This is a genomic window from Cupriavidus phytohabitans (genome assembly GCF_017815025.1).
Classification (GTDB): Bacteria; Pseudomonadota; Gammaproteobacteria; order Burkholderiales; family Burkholderiaceae; genus Cupriavidus.
This window is the reverse complement of record NZ_JAGIQB010000122.1, coordinates 1-5589: the sequence shown is the minus strand read 5'-3', so window position 1 is coordinate 5589 and position 5589 is coordinate 1. Positions and strand designations below refer to the sequence as shown.

Here is a 5589-nt window from a genome sequence, read left to right as displayed (position 1 = left end):
CGGTGCAGTGACCCTGAACCCCGAACGCGATTCCATCGTCCAGACGCATTCTGGGAGCGTCGATATACAGCCATTGGCCGCATGACCGAGGCGACAACTAGCTTGACTCGCGCCGACCGCCCACCGTGAACGAGGTCGTGCGGCTGATTGCGCAAATCGGCGGCTTCCTCGCTCGCAAGGGCGACGGCGAACCCGGCGTCAAGACAGTTTGGCGCGGACTCGATCGGGTACTCGCCGCTGCTGAAACCCTGCGCGCGCTACGTGAGGGGCTCGGCTGACTTATGTATAAAGGTATGGGCCAACCCCCACCTTCCTGTTTCTTGTTGTGTCGCAACCCTAAGATAACAGCGGTGGGCGGTTGGCCTTTTTTGTTTCAAAGCGGTCACGCAGATCGGCGATGAACCAATATTTTTTGGGGTCAGTTCAGAAAGAGAATTCGTTGAGACCTTGATAGAATACTTGCCAACCTAAAACTGAGTTCCTTGCAATCCAACCCCACCCTTCTCCGTACCGGCTTTCCGAACCGCCGAAAGCCACCTCACCGAAACTGGTCGATACTTGGCATATCGCCAACGCTGACTTCGATCACCGTCGGTACACTTGTCGTTGTAATAGCCCGGCGTAATGCGAACCGCAGTCCTTCGGGAGAGTCCGTTCGGATCGCTTGAGCACCAAAGCTTTCCGCCAAGCGGCAGAAATTTGGATTTCGAAGATCGGTTGCTATTATTCTCCCGCCATAGTCGTTGATTTGCATCTGCTGGACGTTTCCGAAACGGTTGTTATTGAAAAGCAGAACGATCAATGGAATCTCATGCTGGACGGCAGTGGCTAGCTCTTGAACTGCAAACATGAATCCACCGTCGCCGGTAATAGAAACTACGGGAACGTGCGGCTTTGCGACCTTCACTCCGAGCGCCGTCGGGAAGCCGTATCCGAGTGTTCCTTGATATCCGGTAGAGATGTAAGTGCGGGGGCTAAATACGGGGTAAACGATGCGGCTCGCAAAGCCGACTTGGGTCAATTCGTCTACAAGAATGCCATTTTCACCTATTTCCTCGCGGATAACCTTGAGATAGCTCACTTGTGGTTCGAGCACTGCTGAGCGCTCTGCCCACGCTGCTTTGACCTCCCTCAACGCAGTCTCTCGCGGACACCGAACTGAATTGTAGTTTTCTAGCCTTCTCAGCAAAAGCGGCAAGACTTGTTCTGCCCGCGCTGTTATTTCACATCTCGGCGTAAAAAATCGGCGGTGACTCGTCGGATCGACGTCAATGCGGATAATGTCTGGCTTATGTGTCTGAATCCATTTTTTCGCCGGGATTCGCATGTTGGTACCGATTGCCAAAACAACATCGGTTTTTCTCCAAAGATCCTTGGCGGCCGGCAGGTGAAGGGAAAGATAGCTACGGGCATCCATAACTCCCATACCGGTCCGATATGCCACAACTGGCGCCTCCAAGACCTCCGCTAGCTGACGAACGAGTGTGCTTGCGCCTTGCGCCCCGCTTCCAACAAATATCATTGGAGAGACTGAGGCGCCTAGCACCTTGGCCGCCTTCTCGATAGCTTCCTCGTCCAGAGGAGGCTCATCGGGGGGGCGGAGCTTGAGCTCAGGATTCGCGGGAGCCTTGCTCGCAAGTACGTCCATTGGAATCTCCAAGCCAACGGGTCGAGGTCGACCTGACAGCATCTGGTAAAAGGCTTCGCCAATCAAGGTCGGGATTTCTGATGGTGTGTTGGCCCTTGTAGCCCATTTACTAAGTGAACGCAAGATTGATAGCTGATCATTAATTTCATGCAATTCGCCCCAACCCTTGCCTATTGCTGTTGAGTCTATTTGGCCAGACAAGCACATCAGCTTTGCGTTAAGCGCGTACGCCGTTGACATCGCCGCCGTTGAATTTAGAAGGCCCGGCCCCGGAACAACGTTGAAAATTGTGGGCGAATCGCTGGCCAGAGCATGACCAAGTCCCATATACGCCGCGCCTTGCTCGTGTCGAGTGTGGATGATCCGGAACTTTTCCTGATGATCATAGAATGCGTTATAGAGCCAATCGTTCTGCATGCCAGGCAGGCCAAATACTGTCTTTATTCCAAGATTGTGCAAGGAAAGCACCGCTGCCTCACCGCCCGTCATAGCTCTCATAGTCTTCCACCCTCCTGAATCGTCGCCAATAAAGTCAGTAAGCGCGTATTATTGCTTGGTTTACCAACTGTGATTCTTATGCAGCGTGGCAAATCGAATGCGGGGCGTACCATCACCCCGTGTGCACCCAAGAGCGCGGTCAGTTCCTCAGCATTGTAGCCTTCGGGACAGCGCATCATGAGGAAGTTTGCCTGACTTGGTATCACCTCCAGATTCAGTGCCTTCAACTCAGCCGCGAGTCTTCGCCGCTCTATATGGTTGTTATCGACGGTACGCTGCAAATGTACTATATCTCTCAACGCAGCCATCGCCGCTTTCATTCCAGCTGTGTTTAGATGGAAATTTCGCTTACGTTTTTGCGCTTTCCGTGCTATCCGCTCGGGCGCGATCCCATAACCAATACGCATACCAGCCAAACCGTAAGCCTTGGAGAAACTATGAACGATCACAATGCTCCGGTCGTCGAGGACATGCCGGATCGCATCTGGAAGGCCGTCTTCCGTAGCGAATTGATAGTACACCTCATCATAAATTACTGTGACATGGTCAGGAATTTTATTAAGGACTTCATTCAATACATCCGTTCCAAACCACGTGCTGGTCGGATTATTTTGATTGCAGAGATATAGTAGCCTGGCATTCTCGGAGACCATGCGCAAAATCGAATCTGTGTCCAAGCGGAAACCGGGCTCAATAAGTGGCACCTCGTCAATTTCACATCCCCTACTTGATAGAGATTTTGAGTATTCGGCAAAGCAGGGAGGACAGATAATGGCACGTTGATTAGGTTGAATAAGAGCATCTTCCACCAAAGACAGCACCTCGACACCACCGTTTGCCGAGAAAAATTGTGCACCTGTAAGGTCTCTGCCATGAAACGAAGCTAGAGCCTCGCAGAGCTTGCTGTCAGTGCGTTCCGTGTAACGATTTGCCGAGGAACTTGCAAACTTCGCGGCATCAACCGCTTTTGGCGATGGACCAAACGGGTTTTCGTTTGAGGAAAGCTTCGTTATCGCCATCCTTACGCCACCATTTATTCCATAAATTGATGAAGCAGCTTTATCTTTCATTGCAGCGCCTTCTCAACGATTAAAAAATTTCGACAAGCGAGAAAATGGTTATCGCTATAAAATAGTTGTCTTAATTCAAGAGATTACAGTGGATGATACTTATCGATACTTCATTGCGAAATGCTCGGAGATGAAACGTTACATCAGTTGGCGCCGCGAACTCACGAGGCCCATGGTAGGGTGCGAGCACGAGAAGAACGTGGATGTAGTCCGCCAAGTGCAGGCCAGCGCGCCCTCTAAGTTGACTGCAAGCGGACCTTCGAACATGCCTATGGCCGAGCGCCTCGGCAGGACCGGGAAGGTGTTCCTGCCGAGGCCACGCAAAGGCGATCTTTCTAGAGGCCTTCACGAGGCGTAGCATTGCTCACGCGGAAGCTTTATGCCGAGATTGCATTTCATACTCCCTATTCAGACCTCGCTTTTATTCAATTCTAAATGTCATAAAATTTAACGGAGAACCTGAACGCGTTGAGCTCCGCATTCAAGTCGAATAACGTGTGCATTTCTCCATTGGTCAAAGCAACTGCCGGCGCCGATAACGGCGGGAACACCGAGTTCGCGCGCTCTGATTGACATATGTAAATTCTCGCCACCGTATTTCGTGACAAATCCCTTAACCCCATGCGTGAATATCCAGTCATAACCCGGATCAGCGGCCTCCATAAATACAATGCTGTCCTTAAAAGAAGCACCATATACATCCGTGACAAGTCCTTCAACCGTGATTTCTGCGATGAAGCTCGGACGCGATTTGAAGACATGGAAGCCGTAGATGTCCTTTGGCGAGCACAACAGATCAGGGAGGCGTAGATATCTAGCCTTTTCCCAGAGCTCCCGATTCTTCGCGACGGCACAAAGCAGTGACGACGAAAGATCGGCTCGGCTCTCTAGAGCAGAAGCGATCTGGGCAGCGTAAGGAAGGACAAATCATCTCTGCTAAGACCAAGATCGGCTCCAACGAGGGCAATCATCTCAAGGGCATCCGAGATTAAACGACTAAAAGAGTGCTTGACGCGTTCACGAGCCTGAATCGCTTTCATTGCAAATGCCTCAAATCTTGGCCAATCAAAGGTGTAGCCAGTTCGATCAAACTCGAAAGAAAGGGTTGATCTCTGCGCCGACGACAGCGCTAAGTCGGCGGCCGGAACTTCTGTCTGTTCTTCCTTGACGGTCCGATTGATCCAGTCGAAGATCTACTACTAGTATCGTCGTATCGAGGAACGGTGATTTCGTATGTGCCTGGGCGAATATGACCGTGTCGTTCCAGAAACTCTCCGGGCTCTAGTGCAGAAAAATCGCAGACCAGTTGGGCGGCGACTGAGTCGGACGCACGCACAATGGCGTCGAGAAATCCCGGACGGAGCAATTTCTCCGACTCCAATGACTTGATAATGTCTGTCGCGACGAAGGCAGCTCTCGCGATTTCTGAAAATAGAATTGTGCCGTGCACATATACTTTCTCGATTAACGATAATACATCACGAATTCCGTGGTTTTTATCCAATTTTATAAGTCTTGCGATGGATTCTAACGTTTCGATGCCATGTCTAGCGCGGTCAAAGAGATCGCCGCCGGTGACGATGCGGTTTGTTAAGGATTGAAGCGCGCCGAGGTACAATGTCCATTCGTCATCAGAAAGGCTCGGAAATGACTGTCGCCAATGGCCTGCCCGCATTCTGGGTTTGAGGCAAGTTGGAACAACGCGAAACTCAATTTTATCATGAAGTTCCGGCTCTATAATCAGATTGCGTTGTGCTTCGATGATGATTTTTTTTGCTATGTGGTGGGGCAGTGTGGCGGGTATGAAAGAGGCGATGCTTGCTGATACAGAGACATATGGTGTGCCGCCAATCATATGCATGAGGGGGACTCCCCGGAGGTCGCGGTAACCGAAGTTGACACGAGCGGCCGCCCAAGCGGTATTGGTAAACAGATGGCGAAAAATCGACGCGGCTAATGGCCTTGGCTTCGTACCAATCAACTCTGCCGGATTCACGTCCGGCATGACTCCAAGAACGTCTCCGACGAGTCCTTGGGTGTTGTTGAGACTGTTGATGTCCTCGATCGATGCTTCGACGCAATTCAGTGACTGTAGGAACACGTCAACCTGGCCTTTTAAGCGTCCACATTTTTTCCGCCGCGCTGCTACGGTCGCACCTGAAAGATGACCACGGACCCATCATTTGATATACCGAATTCAATATCTAGTTCTTTAATGCCGACAATTCCTATAATTTCTTCAATTGCCGGCAGCAGACCGGCGCGAGTCAAGCTAGTTGTCGCCTCGGTCATGCGACCAATGGCTGTATATCGACGCTCCCAGAATGCGTCTGGACGATGGAATCGCGTTCGGGGTTCAGGGTCACTGCACCG

General features: G+C 51.3%; 5 protein-coding genes and 1 pseudogene. 1 reads left to right on the top strand and 5 read right to left on the bottom strand.

The window, feature by feature from the left end; translation table 11 throughout:
- Nucleotides 1–113: 113 nt before the first annotated feature.
- Nucleotides 114–278, top strand: a pseudogene (locus tag J8I34_RS33105) (IS4 family transposase); the annotation flags it as partial.
- A gap of 260 nt (nucleotides 279–538) precedes the next feature.
- Here the strand turns inward: J8I34_RS33105 and J8I34_RS33100 are convergent.
- The 5 genes from J8I34_RS33100 to J8I34_RS33080 form a co-directional block, all read right to left on the bottom strand.
- Entirely contained in the window at nucleotides 539–2137 is a 1599-nt protein-coding gene (locus J8I34_RS33100) for a thiamine pyrophosphate-dependent enzyme (protein WP_209778262.1), read from the bottom strand.
- 5 nt (nucleotides 2138–2142) lie between these two features.
- The gene (locus J8I34_RS33095) at nucleotides 2143–3216 is read right to left on the bottom strand and encodes a pyridoxal phosphate-dependent aminotransferase (protein ID WP_245176324.1); all 1074 of its coding nucleotides are present in this window, start codon (nucleotides 3214–3216) and stop codon (nucleotides 2143–2145) included.
- A 447-nt stretch (nucleotides 3217–3663) separates the two neighbouring features.
- Nucleotides 3664–4008 (bottom strand): PEP-utilizing enzyme, encoded by a 345-nt coding sequence (locus tag J8I34_RS35360; RefSeq protein WP_209778257.1) that lies wholly within the window; start codon nucleotides 4006–4008, stop codon nucleotides 3664–3666.
- A 337-nt stretch (nucleotides 4009–4345) separates the two neighbouring features.
- Nucleotides 4346–5221: a hypothetical protein gene (locus J8I34_RS33085; RefSeq protein ID WP_209778255.1), complete on the bottom strand. Its 876-nt coding sequence runs from the start codon at nucleotides 5219–5221 to the stop codon at nucleotides 4346–4348.
- A gap of 140 nt (nucleotides 5222–5361) precedes the next feature.
- On the bottom strand, nucleotides 5362–5589 hold a 228-nt coding region (locus J8I34_RS33080), incomplete at its 5' end, for a hypothetical protein (protein ID WP_209808414.1).

Bases quoted from the DNA above. Each gene is read 5' to 3' on its own strand.
- J8I34_RS33100 (WP_209778262.1), bottom strand. From the start codon at position 2,137: ATGACGGGCGGTGAGGCAGCGGTGCTTTCCTTGCACAATCTTGGAATA.
- J8I34_RS33095 (WP_245176324.1), bottom strand. From the start codon at position 3,216: ATGAAAGATAAAGCTGCTTCATCAATTTATGGAATAAATGGTGGCGTA.
- J8I34_RS33085 (WP_209778255.1), bottom strand. From the start codon at position 5,221: ATGCCGGACGTGAATCCGGCAGAGTTGATTGGTACGAAGCCAAGGCCA.